The sequence below is a fragment of the Pseudomonas sp. Irchel s3b2 genome (assembly GCF_900187445.1).
Taxonomy (GTDB): Bacteria; Pseudomonadota; Gammaproteobacteria; order Pseudomonadales; family Pseudomonadaceae; genus Aquipseudomonas.
Genome location: NZ_FYEB01000001.1, coordinates 1,315,126 through 1,334,651 on the forward strand (window position 1 = coordinate 1,315,126; position 19,526 = coordinate 1,334,651).

The window sequence follows — 19,526 nt, forward strand, 5'->3', positions numbered from 1 at the left end:
AGACCAGCGGTCGCATTCCCGACTTGCGAAAAATTATTATGAGAATAATATTCTACTCGTAATATTCGGAGGCAACGATGAACGATAAAAAAGCTCAAACCCGCGAGCGCATCCTCAAGGCTGCCAGTGCAGCGCTGATTCAGCGCGGCCCGGCCGAGCCGAGCGTGGGCGAAGTGATGGGCGCGGCCGGCCTGACGGTCGGTGGCTTCTACGCGCACTTCGAAAGCAAGGACGCATTGATGCTGGAAGCGTTCAAGCAGCTGCTCAGCCATCGTCGTGGCTTGATCGCCGACATGGACGCCGAGTTGACCGGCGAAGAGCGTCGCGCGTTGGTCGCAGCGTTCTACCTGTCGCGCAAACACCGTGATTCCACCGAGCAGGCATGTCCGATTCCGGCGTCCGTCGGCGAGCTGGGCCGTCTGCCCGACGAATTTCGTGTGGCGTTGAATGAACATGTTGAGTTGATGGTCGCGCAGTTGGCGGCCAGCCCGGAAGAAGCCGACAAAGCCTTGGCCGATATGGCCTTGATGGTCGGTGGTTTGGCTCTGGCGCGGGCGCTGGGGCCAGGAGAGTTGTCCGATCGATTGCTGCGCGCCGCCAAGTCGGCGGTGTTATGACCTAAAGGCGTCAGCCTGAGGAGATGGGCGATGAACACGTTGAGCTGGGTTCGTGGCGTTAATGGCACCTTGGGCTGGTTCGCGCCGAAGCTGGTGGCGAGCAAGATGCGTCTGGCATTTATGACTCCGCGGCAATTGCTGCCACGTGACTGGGAATTGCCGCTGCTGGCGAAATCCGAGCGAATCACTTTGCGCTTCGGCCTCTCCGCGCTGCGTTGGGGCCAGGGGCCAGCGGTGTTGTTGATGCACGGCTGGGAGGGCCGGCCGACACAGTTTGCCGCGCTGATCACGGCGCTGGTCGATGCCGGTTACACCGTGGTTGCCCTGGACGGCCCGGCTCACGGTCGTTCGCCTGGTCGCGAGGCTAATGTGGTGCTGTTCGCTCGGGCCATGCTCGAAGCGGCCGCTGAATTGCCGCCGCTGCAAGCGGTGATCGGTCACTCCATGGGCGGCGCCAGTGCCATGCTCGCAGTTCAGTTGGGCTTGCGCACCGAAACCCTGGTCTCGATCGCCGCTCCGGCGCGAATTCTCGGGGTACTGCGTGGGTTCGCGAGCTATGTGGGGTTGCCGCCCAAAGCCCGTTCTGCATTCATTCGCCAGGTCGAGAAAGACGTCGGCATGCGCGCCGCTGCGCTGGATGTCGTGCGCTATCAGCTCGACATGCCGGGGCTGATCGTCCATGCCGAGGACGACAACTTTGTTCCAGTCAAGGAATCGCAATTGATCCACGAAGCCTGGTTCGACAGCCGTTTGTTACGCCTGGAGGAGGGCGGTCATCAACGGGTCCTGGCCGATCCGCGGCTGATCGACGGCGTTCTCTCGTTGCTGGCCGGTCGAAGCCTGCAATCGCGCCAATCGGCCTGAGCTTCCGTTACACTGCCCCGGTCGAAATAATCTGACCGGGAGTGGGGTATGGGCTGGGATCGGGCAACGCCGTTTATCATTGATCTGCAAGTGGGCGCCGAGGACATCGACGGGCTGGGCCACGCGAACAACGCGGTGTACGTGACCTGGCTCGAGCGCTGCGCCTGGCGTCACTCGCAACGGCTTGGGCTGGATCTGGTCGAGTACCGGCGGCTGGATCGGGCGATGGCGGTGGTACGGCACGAGATCGATTATCTGGCAGCAGCCTATGAGGGCGATGAGTTGCAGTTGGCGACCTGGATCGTCGACTGGGACCAGCGCCTGAAAATGACCCGACACTTCCAACTGATCCGCCCCAGCGATAACACGACGTTGCTGCGGGCGCAGACCACTTTCGTGTGCATCGAACTGTCGACCGGCAAGCCCAAGCGCATGCCGGCGGAGTTTATCGAGGGCTATGGCCCTGCATTGCAAGTTGCGAGCTAATTGAAGCTTTCGCGGGCAAGTCTCGCTCCTACAGGTTGGATATCGAGCCGTGTAGGAGCGAGGCTTGCCCGCGAAGGCGTCCGCACATTTGCCATCGCCCGGTCTGACGAAATACCTTCTGCGCGCCGAAACCAGTAAACTGCCGCACGTTTTTCGTTGAGTGTGTTTTTCATGCAAATTGCTTTGGCGCCCATGGAGGGGTTGGTCGACAACATCCTGCGGGACGTGCTGACCCGTGTGGGCGGTATTGATTGGTGCGTGACCGAATTCATTCGGATCAACGATCAGCTGCTCACGCCTGCCTATTACCACAAGTTCGGCCCGGAACTGCTGACTGGCGCCCGAACCGCCTCCGGCGTGCCGTTGCGGGTGCAACTGCTCGGCTCCGATCCGGTGTGCCTGGCGGAAAACGCCGCGCTGGCCTGCGAGCTGGGTTCCGAAGTCATCGACCTGAACTTCGGCTGCCCGGCCAAGACCGTCAACAAATCCCGTGGCGGCGCGGTGCTGCTCAAAGAGCCCGAACTGCTCAACCAAATCGTTGAACATGTCCGTCGTGCCGTCCCCGCGCATATCCCGGTGACCGCCAAGATGCGTCTCGGTTTCGACAGCCCGGACGGTGCGCTGGTTTGCGCCACGGCCCTGGCTGAAGGCGGCGCGGCACACATCGTGGTTCACGCACGGACCAAGACCGATGGCTACAAGCCGCCAGCCCACTGGGAATGGATCCCGCGGGTGCAGGACGTGGTCAAGGTGCCGGTGTTTGCCAATGGCGACATCTGGAGTGTTGAAGACTGGCGTCGTTGCCGCGAGATCAGTGGCGTCGAAGACATCATGCTCGGTCGCGGTCTGGTATCGCGCCCCGATCTGGCCCGGCAAATCGCCGCCGCCCGCGCCGGTGAGGACGTCGTCGAGATGACCTGGGCCGAGCTGCTGCCGCTGATTCAGGACTTCTGGCTGCAAGCCAAGGCGCAGATGACGCCGCGCCAATCGCCGGGCCGCTTGAAGCAGTGGCTGGCGATGCTGACCCGCAATTATCCCGAGGCGGTAGAGCTGTTCACCGTCCTGCGTCGTGAGACCGAACTGGATAATGTCTCGCGTTTACTGGGTCTGCAGGTATCTGAGGCGGCCTGAATCTACTTAAAAAAAAATTTAAAAAAAATCTCTTGAAAAGCAATCAGCGGTCCTTATTTAAGGATTACGCGATGCCGAAATCGGGTCGCGGAGACAAAAAAACTTGCTGATTATGTTCAGGAGATTTGAATCATGAGTACTGCATTTTCCCTGGCCCCACTGTTCCGTTCCTCGGTAGGTTTCGATCGTTTCAACGATTTGTTCGAAACCGCCCTGCGCAATGAGCCAGGCAGCACCTATCCACCCTACAACGTTGAAAAATATGGTGATGACCAATATCGCATCGTCGTAGCGGCCGCCGGTTTCCAGGAAGAAGACCTGGACCTGCAAGTGGAGAAAGGTGTGCTGACCATCAGTGGCGGCAAGCGTGACGCGGACGAAAACGTCACTTATCTGTACCAAGGCATCGCGCAGCGCGCCTTCAAACTGTCGTTCCGTCTGGCGGACCATATTGAAATCAGGGCCGCCGAACTGCGCAATGGTTTGTTGAGTATCGACCTGCTGCGTGTGATTCCGGAAGAAGCGAAAGCCAAACGCATCCCGATCAACGGGACCGAAAAACCGGCTCTGCAGCACTGAGTCAGAGCAACGAAAAGGGCGCCATCCACTGGCGCCCTTTTTTGTTACCGTCACTTGAGCAGTTTCTGAAATTCCTCCACCAGCAACGGCCGGCTGTGCAAATACCCCTGATACAAATGGCAGCCCAGCCCCTGCAAAAACTCCAGCTGCTCCAGGGTTTCCACCCCTTCGGCGATGACTTCCAACTCCAGACTGCGGGCCATGGCGACGATGGCGCGAATGATTTCGGCATCGTTGGGGTCGGTGGTCGCGTCGCGGATGAATGACTGGTCGATTTTCAGGGTGTCTACCGGCAGGCGCTTGAGGTAGGTCAGCGAGGAATAGCCGGTACCGAAATCGTCCATGGCAAAGCTCACACCGAGTTTTTTCAGGCGCCGCATTTTGCTGATGGTGTCGTCCAGGTTCTGGATGACGATGCCTTCGGTAATTTCCAGTTTCAGCAATGAGCAGGGCAGGCCGTGGCTGCCGAGGCTGCGTTCGATGCGTTCTACGAAATCGTTCTGACGGAATTGCCGGGGGCTGATGTTCACGCACAGGCTGAAATCGAGCGGATCGATCAGGCCCTTGGCGATCAGGTGTTTGAAGGCCGCACAGGCTTCGTCGAGGATCCACGTACCGACTTCCAGAATCAGCCCGCTGTCTTCCAGTACCTTGATGAACTCGGTGGGCGATTGCGCGCCCAGCTGCGGATGGTGCCAACGCACCAAGGCTTCGGCACCGGTTATGCGGTTGTTTCGAGCATCCACCTGGGGTTGGTATTGCACGCTGAACTCACCCCGGGAAAGCGCCAGACGCAGGTCGGTTTCCATGCGCAGGCGTTCGCTGGCGGCCTTCTGCATGGTGTTGTGATACATCTGCGTGGTGTTGCGGCCCGAGTCTTTGGCGCGGTAGAGGGCGATATCGGCGCGTTTGAGCAGGTCGGTCGGGGTTGAGCCGTGGTCGGGAATCAGCGCGATGCCGATGCTCGGCGTCACTTGCAGACGCTGTCCGTCGAGGAACATCGGTTCGGACAGCAGTTCGCGCAGGGTGTCCGCCAACTCCCGGACCTGAGCGCTGACGTCACTGCGCGAACCTTCCAGACCGCTGAGCAGTACCACGAACTCGTCACCGCCCAGGCGCGCGACGGTGTCTTCCATGCGCACGCTGGCTTCAAGGCGCGCGGTGATGATCTTCAGCACCGTATCGCCCACCGGGTGGCCGAGGGAGTCGTTGATGTGCTTGAAGTGGTCGAGATCGAGGAACATCAGCGCGCCGCGCAGGTTGTGGCGCTTGAGCAGGGCGATCTGCTGGCTCAGACGATCCATCAACAGGGCGCGGTTGGGCAGGTTGGTCAGCGGGTCGTGGTAGGCCAGGTGACGGATCTGCGCTTCGGCGTTTTTCAGCAGGCTGACGTCCCGGGCGGTCAGCAGCAGGCAGGCGGTTTCGTTGAGGTTGATCGGCTCCACCGAGACTTCGACGGTCAGCAGCTCGCCGCGTTTGTTGCGCCCGAGCATTTCCTGATGGTGAACCCGGCCCTTGATCTGTAGCTCTGCCAGCAACGCCGAGCGTTGTTTCTCATCGGCCCAGATGCCCACTTGATACACCGTGCGGCCGACCACTTCATCGGCGCGGTAGCCAGTCAGGCGACAGAAGCCGTCGTTAACCTCCAGGTAGCGTCCGGTGTCACGCTCGGTAATGGTGATGGCGTCGGGGCTTGAGTGGAAGGCCTTGGCGAACTTCTCCTCGCTGGCCTTGAGCGCCGCTTCCGAGCGTTGCTGCTGGGTGATGTCGCGCAGGGTGGTGACGATGCACGGCTGGTCGCCGACGCTGATCTGGCGGCTGGAGATCACGCAGGTCAGAGACTGCCCGTTCTTGTGCTGAACGATGATCGCCACATTGTTCAGGCCCTGTTCGCGGATGACCCGCTCGATCCTTTGCAGGCTTTTCGCCGAAGCGTCCCACAGGCCGATTTCATCGGCGCTACGGCCGATCACGTCGAGGGTATTCCAGCCGAATGTCTGAGTGAAACTGGAGTTGATCTCAATGAAGTGGCCGGTGTCCTGGCGCGTGACGCAGATCGGGTCCGGGCTGACCTGGAACAAGGTGGCGAATTTCTCTTCCGACGCCACCAGTTGCTGTTCGCGTTCCACCTGATCAGTGATATCCAGCAGTGTGCCGGCCATGCGCAGCGGGTTGCCGTGGTCATCACGGTAGAGTCTGGCGCGGCTTTCCAGGTAGCGCGAACTGCCGTCCGCCAACTGCACGCGGTACGTCAGTTGATAATTGCCGGCCGGGCCTTCGCGCAAACTGCGGTAGGCGTCGCGCATGGTGTCGCGTTCTTCGTCGGGTACGCCTTCGAAAAACGCATCGAAGGATTCATGAAAGGGTTTGGGGTCCAGCCCATGTAACTGGGCGGCCCGCGCCGAGCCGTAAAGCATGCCGCTGGGAATGTGCCAATCCCAGGTGCCGAGTTGCGCCGAATCCAGGGCCAGGTCGAGGCGCTCCTGGCTGTCTTTGAGGGCATGCTCGGCGATTTTGCGTTCGGTAGTATCGAGGAACGTGCTCAGCAGATAAGGCTGGCCTTCGAGTTCGACCTTTTTCGCGCTGAGGATGCCGTCGTGAACCTGTCCGTTGCTGGCGCGAAACTGCACCTCCATGTTGATCAGCTCGCCTTTGGACTTAGTAGCCTTGACCAGCTGCGTTCGTTGCTCCGGGTTGACCCAAAGGCCCAGCTCCAGCGTGGTTCGACCGATAGCGTCCTGCACCGGCCAGCCGAACAGGCTTTCGAAATACTGGTTGGCTTCGCTGATCAGCCCGTCCTCCTGACGGGTCAGCAGCACCATGTTCGGGCACAGGTGAAACAGCGTGGCGAAGCGTTTTTCCGAGTTGCTCAGCGCCTGTTCGCGCTGGCGCTGATGGGTGATTTCACGAATGACCCCAATCATTCGCGGCCGGCCGTTTTTGTCTGGCAGCAGGCTGCCGTTGATTTCCAGCCAGTGCAGGCTGCCGTCCGGCCAGCGGATGCGGTGGTGCATCGCCTGTTCCAGCGGGGCGCCGGCGATCACCGCATGGAAGGCGCGAATGGTTTTCGCCCGATCCTCCTGAGGCAGCAGGTCGAGGTATTCCAGGTCTTCCGGCAACGGTTGCCGGGGATCGAAGCCGAACAACGCCTGAGTGCCCCGTGACCAACTGATTTGCCCGCGCTCGATGTCCCAATACCAGGCGCCCAGCCGCGCACCATTGAGGGCCGCCAGCAACTGCGGGGCGTTTTCCCAGCTCTGCTCGGACCGTTTGGGGTCAAGTGCCTGAATACGCGGCATCGGCGGCATACGTTCAACAGATTTGGGCATGGATAACAGGCCTTGGGCTGAATTGGGCGTTAGGCACAGGGTTTTGGGGCTCTATAGGCGTAGCACAAAAAGAAGAAGCACAGCTTAGCCGCGAGTCCCTGGCTGATCGATTTGTGCATCCAGCAGGGCCATAAAGGCCCGTGCCGCATTCGACAGCGTCCGTTCGGTGTGCAGGATATAGCCTAGCTGGCGAGTGAGCTGTATGCCCGGCAAAGGTATGCGCGCTACTTGATCGTCCAGCATGGTGCGCGGCAAAACGCTCCAGGCCAGGCCGATCGAGACCATCATCTTTATGGTTTCCAGATAGTTCGTGCTCATGGCGATGTTCGGCGTCAGGCCTTGGGCCTCGAACAGGCGCTGCACGATGTGGTGGGTAAAGGTGTTGCCACCGGGGAAAACCGCGGGGTGCAGGGCAATATCCGCCAGGCTGACGGGGCCGTTAGCGATCAGCGAATGCTCCGGGGCGACCACGAAATCCAGCGGGTCGTCCCACACGGGCGTGGCTTTGACCAGTACGTGAGGTTCCGGTGCAAGAGTGATTACCGCCAGTTCGGCGCGGCCATGGAGGATTTCTTCGTAGGCCACTTCCGAATCGAGGAACTGAATATCCAGCGCCACTTGTGGGTAGCGTCGAGTGAACTCTCTTAATAAGGGCGGCAAACGGTGCAGGCCAATGTGATGACTGGTGGCCAATGTCAGACGACCGGTGACTTCGCCGGTGAGATTGGTCAGGGCGCGACGGGTGTCATCCAGCACATTGAGGATCTGATAGGCCCGTGGCAGCAGGGCGCGACCGGCTTCGGTCAAGCTGACTTCCCGGCCCAGTCGATCGAACAGCCGCACCTTCAATTGCTGCTCCAGGCCGGCGATGCGTTTGCTGATGGCGGGTTGTGTCAGGTGCAGCCGTTCGCCAGCGCCGGAGAAGCTTCCGGTCTCGGCAATCGCGATAAAAGCGTTGAGGTTGGCGAGGTCCATGATGATGTCTCAGTGGCATTCCAGTTGGTTATGCAAAGCATAAAAAATATGAATTTGAGTTATTTAATGTAACCCCCTAGGATCGACCTCACAAGCCAAAGGGTTATTGAAATGTTCAAAGCCCGGGGCATAGAAACAAGCTGATGAGGAACCGTCCGATGGCCGGCAAAACGCTCTACGACAAGCTCTGGGATTCGCATTTGGTCAAGCAGCGAGACGATGGCTCGGCGCTGATCTACATCGATCGTCACATCATCCACGAAGTGACCTCGCCGCAAGCCTTCGAAGGCCTGCGTCTGGCCGGGCGCAAGCCTTGGCGCATCGATGCCAACATCGCGACCCCGGACCACAACGTACCGACCACCCCGGAGCGCAAGGGCGGCATCGAAGCGATTGTCGACCAGGTCTCGCGTTTGCAGGTTCAGACCCTCGACGATAACTGTGACGAATACGGCATCGTCGAATTCAAGATGAATGACGTCCGCCAAGGCATCGTCCACGTCATCGGCCCGGAGCAGGGCGCAACCTTGCCGGGCATGACCGTGGTTTGCGGCGACTCCCATACTTCGACCCACGGCGCGTTCGGTGCCCTGGCTCACGGTATCGGCACTTCCGAGGTCGAGCACGTGCTCGCCACTCAGTGCCTGGTCGCGAAAAAAATGAAGAACATGCTGGTGTCCGTCGAAGGCCAATTGCCGTTCGGCGTGACCGCCAAGGACATTGTCCTCGCGGTAATCGGCAAGATCGGCACCGCCGGCGGTAACGGCCATGCCATCGAGTTCGCCGGTAGCGCGATTCGCGATTTGTCCGTTGAAGGCCGCATGACCATTTGCAACATGTCCATCGAGGCCGGCGCTCGTGTAGGTCTGGTGGCGGCTGACGAAAAAACCGTGGCTTACGTGAAGGGCCGTCCATTCGCCCCGAAAGGCGCGGAATGGGACTTGGCCGTCGAGGCCTGGAAAGACTTGGTTTCCGACGCGGATGCCAAATTCGACACCATCGTCGAGCTCGATGCCACTCAGATCAAGCCGCAAGTCAGCTGGGGCACCTCGCCCGAGATGGTCTTGGCTGTCGATCAGAACGTTCCCGATCCGGCCAAGGAAATGGACCTGGTCAAGCGTGACTCGATCGTCCGTGCCTTGAAATACATGGGTTTGACCGCCAATCAGGCGATCACCGACATTCAGTTGGACCGCGTATTCATTGGCTCCTGCACCAACTCGCGGATCGAAGACCTGCGCGCCGCCGCCGTGATCGCCAAGGGCCGCAAAGTGGCTTCGACCATCAAACAGGCCATCGTGGTGCCGGGTTCAGGGCTGGTGAAGGCTCAGGCCGAATCCGAAGGCCTGGACAAGATTTTCCTCGAGGCCGGTTTCGAATGGCGCGAGCCGGGTTGCTCGATGTGCCTGGCGATGAACCCGGACCGTTTGGAGTCGGGCGAGCATTGTGCGTCGACCTCCAACCGTAACTTCGAAGGCCGTCAGGGCGCCGGTGGCCGTACGCACCTCGTGAGCCCGGCCATGGCCGCCGCTGCCGCGGTGAACGGTCGTTTCGTCGACGTCCGTGAATTGATTTAAAGGAGCGCAGCATGAAAGCTTTTACCCAGCACACTGGTCTTGTCGCGCCTTTGGATCGTGCCAACGTCGACACCGATCAGATCATTCCGAAGCAGTTCTTGAAGTCGATCAAACGCACCGGTTTCGGTCCGAACCTGTTCGATGAGTGGCGTTACCTGGATGTCGGTCAGCCGTATCAGGACAACTCCAAGCGCCCGCTGAACAAAGACTTCGTCCTCAATGCCGAGCGTTATCAGGGTGCCAGCGTGTTGCTGGCCCGCGAGAACTTCGGTTGCGGCTCCAGTCGCGAACACGCGCCGTGGGCGCTGGAAGAGTACGGTTTCCGCAGCATCATCGCGCCGAGCTATGCCGACATCTTCTTCAACAACAGCTTCAAGAACGGCTTGCTGCCGATCATCCTGAGCGACGCTGAAGTCGATGAGCTGTTCCAGCAGGTTGAGGCGACTCCGGGCTATCAGTTGCAAGTTGATCTGCAAGCTCAGACCGTGACCCGTCCGGACGGCAAGGTGTTGAGTTTTGAGATTGACGCGTTCCGTAAGCACTGCCTGCTCAATGGCCTGGACGATATCGGCCTGACCTTGCAGGACCACGAGGCGATTGCCACGTTTGAAGCCAAACACCGCGCGAGCCAGCCGTGGTTGTTTCGTGATGCGTGATTGATCCGGGATTTTTAACGATAGGACCGGCCTCATCGCGGGCAAGCCCGCTCCCACAGGTTTTGTGAACACCGCAAATCCCTGTAGGAGCGAGGCTTGCCCGCGAAGAGGCCCACCCAGACAACACAAGGCTAAACCCCAAAAAGGAAGTCCCCATGACCAGCACCGCCCACCACAGTCAGGTAGTACAAAAGCAATTTGGTGAACAGGCCTCGGCCTACCTGAGCAGCGCCGTACACGCTCAAGGCACTGAGTTCGCGCTGCTACAGGCTGAACTGGCAGGGCAGGGCGATGCCCGCGTGCTCGACCTCGGTTGCGGCGCCGGTCACGTGAGTTTTCACGTGGCCTCGCTGGTCAAGGAAGTGGTGGCTTACGACCTGTCTCAACAGATGCTCGACGTGGTGGCCGCTGCGGCCGTCGATCGCGGCTTGAGCAACGTGTCCACTGTGCTCGGTGCTGCCGAACGCCTGCCATTCGCTGACGGCGAGTTCGATTTCGTCTTCAGTCGTTATTCGGCACACCATTGGAGCGACCTCGGGCTGGCCCTGCGCGAAGTTCGTCGGGTACTGAAGCCGGGCGGGGTGGCGGCGTTCATCGATGTGTTGTCACCGGGCAGCCCGTTGTTCGACACTTACCTGCAAAGCGTCGAAGTGCTGCGCGACACCAGCCACGTGCGCGATTATTCTGCGGGCGAGTGGTTGCGTCAGGTCAGCGAGGCGGGATTGCATACCCGCAGCACTACGCGCCAACGGCTGCGTCTGGAATACACCTCCTGGGTCGAGCGCATGCGCACACCGCAGGTGATGCGCGCGGCGATCCGCGAGTTGCAGCAATCGATGGGCAATGAAGTTCGCGAATATTTCGAGATTGAGGCCGATGGTTCGTTCAGTACCGATGTGCTGGTGCTGTGGGCTGAGCGATAAGCTCTGAACGGTAAGCTCTGCAACATAAGCACCGAGCGATAGACTTTTTCCGGGCGTGCCCAAGGGCGCACCGACTGATGACATGAGGAAAGCATGAGCAAGCAGATTCTGATTCTCCCGGGTGACGGTATTGGCCCGGAAATCATGGCCGAAGCGGTCAAGGTGCTGGAGCTGGCGAACGATAAGTACAGCCTGGGCTTCGAACTGAGTCACGACGTGATCGGTGGCGCCGCCATCGACAAGCACGGCGTGCCGTTGGCCGACGAAACCCTGGCCCGTGCCCGTGCCGCCGATGCAGTATTGCTGGGCGCCGTGGGCGGTCCGAAATGGGACACCATCGAACGTGACATCCGTCCTGAGCGCGGTCTGCTGAAAATCCGTGCGCAACTGGGCCTGTTCGGTAACCTGCGTCCGGCCATCCTGTACCCGCAACTGGCCGAGGCTTCCAGCCTGAAGGCAGAAATTGTCGCTGGTCTGGATATTCTGATCGTTCGCGAGCTGACCGGCGGCATCTACTTCGGCGCGCCACGCGGTGTGCGTGAACTGGAAAACGGCGAGCGCCAGGCCTACGACACCCTGCCGTACAGCGAAACTGAAATCCGCCGTATCGCCCGTGTCGGTTTCGACATGGCCCGCGTGCGCGGCAAGAAGCTGTGCTCGGTGGACAAGGCCAACGTGCTGGCCTCCAGCCAACTGTGGCGTGAAATCGTCGAGCAGGTGTCCAAGGACTACCCGGACGTCGAACTGAGCCACATGTACGTCGACAACGCCGCCATGCAACTGGTGCGTGCACCGAAGCAATTCGACGTAATCGTCACCGACAACCTGTTCGGCGACATTCTTTCCGACGAAGCGTCGATGCTCACCGGTTCCATCGGCATGCTGCCGTCGGCGTCGCTGGATGCCAACAACAAAGGCATGTACGAGCCGTGCCACGGTTCGGCGCCGGACATCGCTGGCAAGGGCATTGCCAACCCGTTGGCGACCATTCTGTCGGTGTCGATGATGTTGCGTTACAGCTTCAATCTGCAGGATGCGGCCGATGCCATCGAGCAGGCCGTAAGCCTGGTATTGGATCAAGGCCTGCGCACGGGCGACATCTGGTCGGCCGGTTGCACCAAGGTTGGTACGCAGGAAATGGGCGATGCAGTAGTCGCCGCGCTGCGGAATCTGTAATCTCTTTGGCCCGCTGCAACTTTCAACCATGAAAGCAGCGGCCCACTTTTAAGAAGGTGTAGTTGCGATGAAACGTGTAGGTCTGATCGGTTGGCGCGGTATGGTCGGTTCCGTGCTCATGCAGCGGATGCTGGAAGAGCAGGATTTCGATCTTATCGAGCCGGTGTTTTTCACCACTTCCAATGTCGGTGGCCAAGGCCCGTCCGTGGGCAAGGACATTGCTCCGCTCAAGGACGCTTACAGCATTGAAGAGCTGAAAACCCTCGATGTGATTCTGACCTGCCAGGGTGGCGACTACACCAGCGAAGTCTTCCCGAAACTGCGCGAAGCCGGTTGGCAGGGTTACTGGATCGACGCCGCTTCCAGCCTGCGCATGCAGGATGACGCAGTGATCGTGCTGGACCCGGTGAACCGCAAGGTCATCGACCAGCAGCTCGACGCGGGCACCAAGAACTACATCGGCGGCAACTGCACCGTCAGCCTGATGCTGATGGGCCTGGGCGGCCTGTTTGAAGCCGGTCTGGTCGAGTGGATGAGCGCCATGACCTATCAGGCGGCCTCCGGTGGCGGCGCGCAGCACATGCGTGAACTGATCAAGCAAATGGGTGTGACCCACGCCGCTGTCGCCGATCAACTGGCCGATCCGGCCAGCGCGATCCTCGACATCGACCGTCGTGTTGCCGATGCCATGCGCAGCGACGCGTACCCGACCGAAAACTTCGGCGTACCGCTGGCCGGCAGCCTGATCCCATGGATCGACAAGGAACTGCCGAACGGCCAGAGCCGCGAAGAGTGGAAGGCCCAGGCCGAGACCAACAAGATCCTCGGTCGCTTCAAGAGCCCGATCCCGGTCGACGGCATCTGCGTGCGCATCGGCGCCATGCGCTGCCACAGCCAGGCGCTGACCATCAAGTTGAACAAAGACGTGCCGATCGCCGACATCGAAGGGCTGATCAGCCAGCACAACCCTTGGGTCAAGCTGGTGCCGAACAACCGTGAGATCAGCATGCAGGAGCTGAGCCCGACGAAAGTCACCGGCACCCTGAACGTACCGGTCGGCCGTCTGCGCAAGCTGAACATGGGTTCGCAGTTCGTCGGTGCCTTCACCGTCGGCGACCAACTGCTGTGGGGCGCGGCCGAACCGCTGCGTCGCATGCTGCGGATTCTGCTTGAGCGTTGATCGATTGATGTAACGAAAGAGCCCGTGCCTTGAAAGAGGTGCGGGTTTTTTTTTGCCCACCGATCGTTCCCACGCTCTGCGTGGGAATGCCGCCATGGACGCTCTGCGTCCGCTCTTGAAGCGGTGACGCGGAGCGTCACGGGATGCATTCCCACGCGGAGCGTGGGAACGATCAGGACGATCAGGATGGGGCGTGAATTGCCTCACTGCCAACCACCCGGTAAAGTGCCGCTCCCCCCGTTTCGCCAGAGGTAGAACCATGAGCCAGTCCTTCGATATTGCCGTGATCGGCGCCACCGGTACTGTCGGCGAAACACTCGTCCAGATTCTCGAAGAGCGGGACTTTCCGGTCGGTAACCTGCACCTGCTGGCGAGCAGTGAGTCGGCCGGGCATTCGGTGCCGTTTCGCGGCAAGAACGTGCGGGTGCGGGAAGTCGATGAGTTCGACTTCAGTAAAGTCCAGTTGGTGTTCTTTGCCGCCGGCCCGGCGGTGACCCTCAGTTTCGCTCCGCGTGCCACGGCCGCCGGTTGCTCGCTGATCGACCTGTCCGGCGCCTTGCCGGCCGACCAAGCGCCGCAAGTGGTGCCCGAGGCCAATGCTGAAATCCTGAGCGGTCTGAAAAAGCCCTTCCAGGTCAGCAGCCCAAGCCCTTCGGCGACGACGCTGGCGGTGGTGCTGGCACCGTTGCTCGATGTGCTCGACCTGCAGCGCATCAGCCTGACTGCCAGTCTGGCGGTGTCTGCCCAGGGTCGCGAAGCCGTCTCCGAACTGGCCCGGCAAACCGCCGAGCTGCTCAACGTGCGTCCGCTGGAGCCAGCATTCTTCGATCGGCAGATGGCTTTCAACCTGCTGGCGCAAGTCGGTACGCCGGATGCTCAGGGTCATACGCTGCTGGAAAAACGTCTGGTGCGCGAGTTGCGTCAGGTCATGGCGCTGCCTTTATTAAAGATTTCCGTCACTTGCATTCAAGCCCCGGTGTTTTTTGGCGATAGCTTTAGTGTGACCTTGCAATCAGCGAGCGCAGTCGACCTGGCGAAAGTCAACGCAGCGCTGGAAGCGGCGCCCGGCATCGAACTGGTCGAGGCGGGCGATTACCCGACCCCGGTAGGCGATGCGGTAGGGCAGGATGTGGTTTACGTTGGTCGGGTTCGCAGCGGGATCGACGACCCGGCGGAACTTAATGTGTGGCTGACGTCAGATAACGTACGCAAAGGCGCCGCGCTCAATGCGGTGCAGGTGGCTGAATTGTTGATAAAAGACCTGCTGTAAAAGATACTTGGCGACAATTTATCGAATGATTCCCGTCGAGCGTCATGCTTGGCCGGAATGCTTAAGGTGAGCCACCCCGCAGGGCTTTCCATTGCATGAATGAAATGATCGCGCGCGACGACCCTTCGCCGCCGCGCGCAATGCCTTACGGCAGCGGCAATCAACACCTTCTCGCTGGCCGAGGAATGTTCAAACAAAGGAAGAGGTTATGGTTCAAGTTCGCAAACTGGTGTTAGCAATAGCGGCCGCCTCGGCGCTGTCCTCCGGTATGGCGCATGCCCTCGGGCTTGGGGAACTGACCCTGAAGTCGACGCTGAACCAGCCTTTGGTGGCGGAAATCGAGTTGCTCGACGTCAAGGACCTCACGGCTGCCGAAGTGGTGCCGAGCCTGGCCTCGCCCGATGATTTCGCCAAAGCCGGTGTCGATCGTCAGGCGTTTCTGAATGACCTGACTTTCACCCCAGTGCTTAATGCCAGCGGCAAAAGCATCCTGCGCGTTACGTCCAGCAAACCGCTCTCCGAGCCGATGGTGAAATTCCTGGTTCAGGTGATGTGGCCCAACGGTCGTCTGCTGCGCGATTACAGCGTGCTGCTCGATCCGTCCAAATTCTCGCCGCAGACCGCCGACGCCGCCACGCAACCGGCGCCAGCCCAAGCGGTAACCGCGCCAGTCACTGGCGCGACCAAATCGTCGCAATACACCACCACGCCGCGCGATACCCTATGGGAAATCGCCGCGAAGGCGCGTAACGGCGGTTCGATCCAGCAGACCATGCTGGCCATCCAGGCGCTGAACCCGGATGCCTTTATCGATGGCAACATCAACCGACTGAAAACCGGTCAGGTGCTGCGTTTGCCTGATCAGGTACAGAGCTCCCACCTGCCGCAACCCAAGGCCATCGCTGAGGTTGCCGCGCAGAACACCGCGTGGCGTCAGGGTCGTCGCTACGTGGCGAAACCTGGAACCGGTCAGCAGCAACTCGATGCCACCAAGCGCGTTCGCGGTGAAGGTGCTTCATCGCAAGCCGCCGCCGACACACTGAGCCTGGTCTCTGCCGATACCGGCAAGGGTGGCAAAGGTCCCGCCGGTGATGCGAAAGCGTTGAGCAACAAACTGGCTGTCACCCAGGAAAGCCTCGACACCACTCGTCGTGACAATGCTGAGCTGAAAAGCCGCATGAGCGATCTGCAAAGTCAGGTAGACAAGCTGCAGCGCCTGATCGAATTGAAGAACAATCAGCTGGCCAAGCTGCAGGTCGAAGGCGGCGCGGACGCACCGGCTACGAGCGCTCCGGCGATGTCGGCTGAGCTGGCGGCCAGTCCTGCGGCAACGCCAGCAGACGTGGCTCCGGCAACACCTGCGCCAGACGCTGCTGCACCGCAAGCCGTCGAGCCGACGCCTGTCGCATCCGATGATCAGAAGTTCAACGAGCTGCTGACCAACCCGATCCTGTTGGGGTTGGTGGGTGGCGGTGCGGTGGTGCTGCTGCTCTTGCTGCTGTTGCTGGCCCGTCGCCGCAAAGCTCAGCAAGCGGCTGAGAAGCATCTGCGCATGGCCCGTGCCTTGGAGGAGGAGCAAGAGTTCTCCGTCGACCAGGACCTGCCGGAAAGCAGCTTCGAAGGTTTGGAGGTTCCGCCGCCGAGCGTGAAACTTGCGACCGCGCCAACACCTGCACCTGCACCAGCCCCGGTGATTGCTCCGGTTGTGATGACGCCGCCGATCGCTGCACCACTGATATCGCCTGCCGCCGAGCGTTCCGACGACGTACTGACTCAGGCGCAGTCGCACATTGCAGGCGGTCGTCTGAATCAGGCCGCCGCTTTGCTGGAAGGCGCGATCAAGCAAGAGCCACAGCGCAGTGACCTGCGCTTGAAGCTGATGGAAGTCTACGGTCAGCAGGGCGACCGCGATGCATTCGTCGTCCAGGAGCGTCAGCTGGTGGCCAACGGCGACAACTTCGCCCGCGTCGAACAGCTGAAAAGCCGCTTCCCGGCCATGGCGGTTGTGGCTGCCAGCGGTCTGGCTGCCGCCGCCATCGCCGCCGAGCTGGACGCGCAATACGTCAAGGAGCTGCTACTGGACGAACCGCAAGCCCCGGAACCGGCATTGTCCGACTTCGACAGCGCCTTCGATCTGAGCCTGGACGATCTGGGGGCGGCTACTCCAATCTCTCCTGTTGTTGCGGCGGAGCCAGAGTCGGAGCCAGAGCCAGAGCCAGAGCCAGAGCCAGAACCAGAACCAGAACCAGAACCTCTGGCTGAGCTGGACGAATTCCCGCTGGACGATGACCTGAGCTTTGAGTCGGTGTTGCAGCAACAGACGGAGATCAAGGAAAACCTCGACGATCTGTCGGTCTTCGATCTGGACATGGATCTGGGCGGCAATGCCTCCCCGGAAACGCTGGCCGAAGACGACTTCCTGCTGAGTCTGGATGAAGACCTCAAGGACTTGCCTGTCGCCGAAGCACCACCCGTGACCGAGCCGACGCTCGACGACCTGGAGTTGCCTGCGGATTTCGACCTGTCACTGGCCGACGAAATGGACGCCGCCCCGGATCAGCCTGACGCCTTCGAAAACGAACTCAACGACGTCAATGCCGAGCTGGATCGTCTGTCCCAGAGCCTTGGCGAGCCGAGCTTCACCGCCGAAGACGCCTTGGCCTCCGCGGCTGATGAGCCGGACTTCGACTTCCTCTCTGGCACCGACGAAGTCGCCACCAAGCTCGATCTGGCGCAGGCCTACATCGACATGGGCGACAACGACGGCGCTCGGGACATCCTCAATGAGGTGGTGACCGAGGGTGATGCCGGTCAGAAGAGCGAAGCGAAGGAAATGCTGTCGCGTCTGGCGTGAGTCATCGGTAAGGCATAAACAAAACGGCAGCCCATCGAGGTTGCCGTTTTTGTTTGGGCCGACGACAGATCGTTCCCACGCTCCTGCCTGGGAATGCATCCCGTGACGCTCTGCATCACATTCAGAAACGGGACGCGGAGCGTCCCTGGCGGCATTCCCACGCGGAGCGTGGGAACGATCAATATTCAATACCGTGTCGGCTGTTGCACTGGCATCCCGGTCCGGCGGCCTTATAATGCCTGCCTTTGCGTAGATCAGCAGGCTGTCACCCCTTGGCAAATATAGATAATCCGGCCGCCGAAATGGCGGCCGACGGCTTTTTCCGGATCGCGTTGGGCGTTGAATACAAAGGTTCGCGTTATCGCGGCTGGCAGCGTCAGGCCTCTGGTGTGGCCACGGTGCAGGAAACCCTCGAAAAGGCCTTGTCCAAAGTCGCCGACTCACCCGTGTCGCTGCATTGCGCCGGGCGCACCGACGCCGGTGTGCATGCTTGCGGGCAGGTAGTGCATTTCGACACCCAGGTCGAGCGCTCGATGAAGGCCTGGGTCATGGGCGCCAACATCAATTTGCCGCACGACGTCAGCGTCAGTTGGGCCAAAGTCATGCCGGCGGATTTTCATGCGCGGTTCAAAGCCATTGCCCGTCGTTATCGTTACGTGATCTACAACGATCAGATCCGCCCGGCGCACTTGAACGAAGAAATCACCTGGAACCACCGTCCACTGGACGTCGAGCGCATGTCCGAGGCCGCTCGGTATCTGGTCGGCACCCACGACTTCAGCGCATTCCGCGCCGGCCAGTGCCAGGCCAAGTCGCCGATCAAGGAGTTGCATCACCTGCGCGTCACCCGCCATGGCAAAATGATCGTGCTGGATATCCGCGCCGGCGCGTTCCTGCACCACATGGTGCGCAACATCGCCGGGGTGCTGATGACCATCGGTGCCGGCGAGCGTCCCGTGGAGTGGATGAAGGAAGTCCTGGAAAGTCGTGTGCGTCGTTCCGGCGGGGTGACGGCCCATCCGTTCGGCCTGTACCTGGTGCAAGTCGAGTACCGCGACGAGTTCGAACTGCCCGAGCGTTACATCGGCCCACACTTCCTCACCGGCTTCTCGGAACTTGACGGCTGACGCCCTCGAACGCTTTTGTTACCATCCGGGACTTTCCCGGATTTGTCCTGAGGTTCTATCGACATGTCAGCCGTTCGCAGCAAAATTTGTGGGATTACCCGCATAGAGGATGCGTTGGCGGCGGTCGAGGCCGGTGCCGATGCCATCGGATTTGTGTTCTACGCCAAAAGCCCGCGGGCTGTGACGTTCCAGCAGGCGAGGGCGATCATCAAGGCCTTGCCGCCGTTCGTGACCACCGTGGGTTTATTCGTCAATGCCAGCCGCTGCGAGCTGGGGGAAATCCTCGATGCCGTGCCGCTGGACCTGTTGCAGTTCCATGGCGACGAGACCGCGGCCGACTGTGAAAGCTGGCGCCGGCCCTACATCAAGGCGTTGCGGGTCAAGGCTGGTGATGACATTGCGGCCGGTTGCGATGCCTACGCCAGTGCCAGCGGGATCTTGCTCGACACCTATGTCGAGGGCATTCCCGGCGGAACCGGTGAAGCCTTTGATTGGTCATTGATACCGCAAGGTCTGAGCAAGCCGATCATCCTGGCTGGCGGCTTGACACCGGAAAACGTCGCCGAGGCGATTGCGCGGGTTCGGCCTTACGCAGTGGACGTCAGTGGCGGAGTAGAGGCGAGCAAGGGCATCAAGGATCACGCAAAGATTCAGGCATTCATTAAAGCAGTACGCAGGAGCCTGTGATGATGTGACGGCTGGCAGACTGCCGCCGTCCACAGCTTGGTAGAAAAGAGGCTGAGGATTTTTTGGGTTGTACGAAGGTCAGTTTCGCTGACCCG

The 19,526-nt window shown here is 60.5% G+C and carries 16 protein-coding genes; 14 read left to right on the forward strand and 2 right to left on the reverse strand.

Annotated features, from left to right (window positions below; all coding sequences use genetic code 11):
• Positions 1–77: 77 nt before the first annotated feature.
• The 5 genes from CKW20_RS06155 to CKW20_RS06175 all read left to right on the forward strand — a co-directional run bounded on the left by CKW20_RS06155 (position 78) and on the right by CKW20_RS06175 (position 3,677).
• Positions 78–617, forward strand: coding sequence for a TetR/AcrR family transcriptional regulator (locus tag CKW20_RS06155; RefSeq protein WP_095052121.1), 540 nt, complete (start codon positions 78–80; stop codon positions 615–617).
• Between the two features lie 30 nt (positions 618–647).
• On the forward strand, positions 648–1,481 hold the full coding sequence (locus CKW20_RS06160; RefSeq protein ID WP_095052122.1) for an alpha/beta fold hydrolase: 834 nt from the start codon (positions 648–650) through the stop codon (positions 1,479–1,481).
• A gap of 48 nt (positions 1,482–1,529) precedes the next feature.
• Positions 1,530–1,967 (forward strand): thioesterase family protein, encoded by a 438-nt coding sequence (locus tag CKW20_RS06165; RefSeq protein WP_095052123.1) that lies wholly within the window; start codon positions 1,530–1,532, stop codon positions 1,965–1,967.
• 171 nt (positions 1,968–2,138) lie between these two features.
• Positions 2,139–3,098: a tRNA-dihydrouridine synthase gene (locus tag CKW20_RS06170; RefSeq protein WP_038980070.1), complete on the forward strand. Its 960-nt coding sequence runs from the start codon at positions 2,139–2,141 to the stop codon at positions 3,096–3,098.
• A gap of 132 nt (positions 3,099–3,230) precedes the next feature.
• Positions 3,231–3,677, forward strand: coding sequence for an Hsp20 family protein (locus CKW20_RS06175; RefSeq protein WP_095052124.1), 447 nt, complete (start codon positions 3,231–3,233; stop codon positions 3,675–3,677).
• Between the two features lie 50 nt (positions 3,678–3,727).
• On the opposite strand, the gene CKW20_RS06180 is transcribed toward CKW20_RS06175, so the two are convergent.
• Together CKW20_RS06180 and CKW20_RS06185 are read right to left on the reverse strand one after the other, a co-directional pair.
• Positions 3,728–7,006 carry a bifunctional diguanylate cyclase/phosphodiesterase gene (locus tag CKW20_RS06180; RefSeq protein WP_095052125.1) on the reverse strand — a complete coding sequence of 1,093 codons (3,279 nt, stop codon included), beginning with the start codon at positions 7,004–7,006 and terminating at the stop codon, positions 3,728–3,730.
• An 84-nt stretch (positions 7,007–7,090) separates the two neighbouring features.
• Entirely contained in the window at positions 7,091–7,981 is an 891-nt protein-coding gene (locus tag CKW20_RS06185) for a LysR family transcriptional regulator (protein WP_030132382.1), read from the reverse strand.
• 158 nt (positions 7,982–8,139) lie between these two features.
• Here CKW20_RS06185 and leuC point away from each other — a divergent pair, with 158 nt between their 5' ends.
• From leuC to CKW20_RS06230, 9 genes are all read left to right on the forward strand, one after another.
• The gene (gene leuC, locus CKW20_RS06190) at positions 8,140–9,558 is read left to right on the forward strand and encodes a 3-isopropylmalate dehydratase large subunit (protein ID WP_095052126.1); all 1,419 of its coding nucleotides are present in this window, start codon (positions 8,140–8,142) and stop codon (positions 9,556–9,558) included.
• A gap of 11 nt (positions 9,559–9,569) precedes the next feature.
• Positions 9,570–10,214, forward strand: coding sequence for a 3-isopropylmalate dehydratase small subunit (gene leuD, locus CKW20_RS06195; protein ID WP_007905962.1), 645 nt, complete (start codon positions 9,570–9,572; stop codon positions 10,212–10,214).
• 155 nt (positions 10,215–10,369) lie between these two features.
• Positions 10,370–11,137 carry a class I SAM-dependent methyltransferase gene (locus CKW20_RS06200; protein WP_095052127.1) on the forward strand — a complete coding sequence of 256 codons (768 nt, stop codon included), beginning with the start codon at positions 10,370–10,372 and terminating at the stop codon, positions 11,135–11,137.
• Positions 11,138–11,230: 93 nt separating this feature from the next.
• Positions 11,231–12,313 carry a 3-isopropylmalate dehydrogenase gene (gene leuB, locus CKW20_RS06205; RefSeq protein ID WP_095052128.1) on the forward strand — a complete coding sequence of 361 codons (1,083 nt, stop codon included), beginning with the start codon at positions 11,231–11,233 and terminating at the stop codon, positions 12,311–12,313.
• A 67-nt stretch (positions 12,314–12,380) separates the two neighbouring features.
• Positions 12,381–13,493 carry an aspartate-semialdehyde dehydrogenase gene (gene asd / locus CKW20_RS06210; protein ID WP_095052129.1) on the forward strand — a complete coding sequence of 371 codons (1,113 nt, stop codon included), beginning with the start codon at positions 12,381–12,383 and terminating at the stop codon, positions 13,491–13,493.
• A 259-nt stretch (positions 13,494–13,752) separates the two neighbouring features.
• The gene (locus tag CKW20_RS06215; RefSeq protein ID WP_095052130.1) at positions 13,753–14,763 is read left to right on the forward strand and encodes an aspartate-semialdehyde dehydrogenase; all 1,011 of its coding nucleotides are present in this window, start codon (positions 13,753–13,755) and stop codon (positions 14,761–14,763) included.
• A gap of 208 nt (positions 14,764–14,971) precedes the next feature.
• Positions 14,972–17,617 carry a FimV/HubP family polar landmark protein gene (locus tag CKW20_RS06220; RefSeq protein WP_095052131.1) on the forward strand — a complete coding sequence of 882 codons (2,646 nt, stop codon included), beginning with the start codon at positions 14,972–14,974 and terminating at the stop codon, positions 17,615–17,617.
• 302 nt (positions 17,618–17,919) lie between these two features.
• The gene (truA, locus tag CKW20_RS06225; protein ID WP_095052132.1) at positions 17,920–18,744 is read left to right on the forward strand and encodes a tRNA pseudouridine(38-40) synthase TruA; all 825 of its coding nucleotides are present in this window, start codon (positions 17,920–17,922) and stop codon (positions 18,742–18,744) included.
• Between the two features lie 63 nt (positions 18,745–18,807).
• Complete coding sequence (locus CKW20_RS06230) at positions 18,808–19,431, forward strand: phosphoribosylanthranilate isomerase (protein WP_095052133.1); 624 nt, start codon at positions 18,808–18,810, stop codon at positions 19,429–19,431.
• The last annotated feature ends 95 nt before the right edge of the window (positions 19,432–19,526 follow it).